2 protein-coding genes and 1 pseudogene are annotated in these 2,611 nt (G+C 68.4%); all 3 read left to right on the forward strand.

What is annotated here, in order from left to right:
* Nucleotides 1-193 (forward strand): hypothetical protein (locus GVN21_RS20220; RefSeq protein ID WP_166576543.1); only part of this gene is annotated, 193 nt, incomplete at its 5' end.
* A 94-nt stretch (nucleotides 194-287) separates the two neighbouring features.
* Nucleotides 288-1,634, forward strand: coding sequence for a DUF4139 domain-containing protein (locus GVN21_RS20225; RefSeq protein WP_166576544.1), 1,347 nt, complete (start codon nucleotides 288-290; stop codon nucleotides 1,632-1,634).
* A 4-nt stretch (nucleotides 1,635-1,638) separates the two neighbouring features.
* Nucleotides 1,639-2,611, forward strand: a pseudogene (locus GVN21_RS20230) (hypothetical protein); the annotation flags it as partial.

A 2,611-nucleotide genomic window follows, 5' to 3' on the forward strand; every position in this document is an offset into this window, starting at 1 on the left:
GGGCGGGCTTTGGACGATGGGGGCGTTGTTGTTCGGGCTGGCGTTGGCGCTGGCGACCGACGGGTCGGCCCCCTCGACCGTGCCGGAGAAGCTGTTCATCGTGGCGCTGTTCGGCGGCTTTGCGGCCTTGCCGGGGATCGGGGCGCTGATCGTCGGGCTGGTGCCGCTGCGCGGGCGCAGGGCGGCCCGGTAGAACCCGCTTCGGGATCACGACCCCGCAAATGGCTATCGACAGCCCCCGCCACCCGTGCAAACTTGCCTTTGTAATTTCTTGCGGGGTTCGGTCCATGCGTCGTTTTCTGCTCGCCGCCAGCGCGCTCGCGCTTCTCGCTACCGCCGCCTCGGCTCAGGAGCGGCAGCTTTCGGTGACCATCTACAATGGCGGGCAGAGCCTGGTGGAGGACACCCGGACCGAGCCGCTGAAGGCCGGGCGGCAGCGGATCGAGTTCAAGGATGTGTCGCCGCAGATCCGCAGCGAGACGGTGACCCTGTCGGCGCCGGGCATCCAGATCATCGAGCAGAACTTCGACTACGACCTGCTGAGCCCGGAGGCCCTGATGCAGGCGGCGGTCGGAGAAACCGTGACCATCGTGCGGACCAATCCCGGCAACGGGGCGCAGGTGAGCGAGCGGGCCAAGGTGCTGGCGGTCAACAACGGGGTGGTGCTGCAGGTCGGCGACAAGATCGAGATCCTGCGCCAGGACGGGGTTCCGACGCGGGTGATCTTCGACAAGGCGCCGCCGAGCCTGCGTGCGCGGCCGACCTTGTCGGTGATGGTGGATTCGGCGAGCGCGGGGGCGCGGCCGGCGCGGCTGACCTATCTGACCAATGGGCTCGACTGGAGCGCCGACTATGTGGCGCTGTTCGATGAGAAGAACGGCAAGATCGACGTGCAGGGCTGGATCACGCTGAGCAACACCTCTGGCGTGGCGTTCGAAAACGCCGAGGTGCAGCTGGTGGCCGGGAACACCGGGGGCGGCATCACCTACAGCCCGCCGGCGGTGACCTCTGCCGGGACGATGACCGGGGCGCCCGTGCCGCTGGCCGACTACTACCTCTATCCGCTGAAGGAGCGGACCACGATCGCCGAGAACCAGACCAAGCAGGTCAGCTTCCTGGACGTGATCGGGGCGCCGGCCCGCAAGGCCTATCGGATCGATTTCGGGGGCTTCGGCAGCCGAGAGCAGCCGATCGCGGCAGCCGTGCGGCTGGAGTTCGCGGCCGGCGGCGGCCAGCCGCAGCCGATGCCGGCGGGAACGGTGCGGTTCTATGTCCGCGACCAGCAGGGCAATCCGAAGTTCATCGGCGAGAACAACATCGGTCACACCTCGGCAGGCAGCGACCTGTCGATCCAGACCGGCCAGGCGTTCGATGTGACCGTGCAGCCGACCGTGGTGTCGACCGACAAGCGCAGCACGACCAAGACCCGCTATGTGATGAGCTATCTGGTCCGCAACGCCCGGGCCGAGCCGGTGACGGTGCAGATCCGCCAGGGCGGACTTGGTCGCGACGGGAAGCTGATCGAGGAGAGCCTGAAGTCGAAGCGGCTGAACGCCCAGACGCTGAGCTGGGACGTGCCGGTGCCGGCCAACGGCGAAACCACCCTGACCTTCACGGTCGACAGCGGCTATTGATCCGATGATCCGCTCCGGGATCATGATCCGTGTCTGGGGACTGGCCCTGGCCGGGATGCTGCTGGCGGCGCCGGTACAGGCGCAGCGGGCGGTGGCGGTATCGCCGCGTCCGGATGAGGTGGCGCTGACCATCTATCAGGACCCCAGCCCGACCGGTTACTACAACGGCCGAGCGGGCCTGGCCCTTGTGACCGAATGGCGGACCATCGAGGTCCCGGCCGGCGAGAGCAAGGTCAGCTTCGAGGGTGTGGCGGCCGGGATCGTGCCGGCGACGGCAGCGCTGGACGGGCTGCCGGCGGATGTGGCCGAGCGGAACCAGGACTACAACCTGATGAGCCCCGGCTCCATCCTGGCGGCGGCGATTGGCGAGCCGGTGCGGCTGGTAAGGACCAATCCCCGGACCGGACAGGAGACGGTGCGCACCGCCATCGTGCGGTCCGGGCCGCGCGGGGTGATCCTGGAGGTCGATGGCGGGTACGAGGCCTTGGGCTGCAGCGGCGATCCCGAACGGCTGGTGTTCGACAAGATTCCCGACGCCCTGGCGCCGGAGCCGACCCTGTCGATGGTGGTGCGGGCCAAGGAAGGCGGCCGGTTCAAGGTGCGGCTGACCTACCTGGCCGTGGGGCTGAACTGGAAGGCCAACTACGTCGCCAATGTGCGGCCGGACGGAAAGACCCTGGACCTGACCGGTTGGATCACCCTGAGCAACGACAGCGCCACGACCTTCACCGACGCGCCCACCCAGGTGGTGGCGGGGACGGTGTCGCGCAGCTGGCGGACGGCGGCCAAGGTTGTCTCCGGCCAGAGGATCGAGTCGGCCTGCTGGCCGACGGGGCTGAACTTCACCGACGAGATCGTGGTGACAGGCAGACGGGTGGAACGCGCGCCGGTCATGGCCATGGCCCCGCCGCCACCGTGGTCGGGAAGGGCAGGGTGTAGAGCTTGTAGTCGCCTAGTTCCGACTGCTCGGCCTGTGG

It is taken from the genome of Caulobacter sp. SLTY (genome assembly GCF_009905535.1).
Lineage (GTDB): Bacteria > Pseudomonadota > Alphaproteobacteria > Caulobacterales > Caulobacteraceae > Caulobacter.

Coding starts and splice junctions, on each gene's coding strand:
- GVN21_RS20225 (WP_166576544.1), top strand. CDS start 288: ATGCGTCGTTTTCTGCTCGCCGCCAGCGCGCTCGCGCTTCTCGCTACC.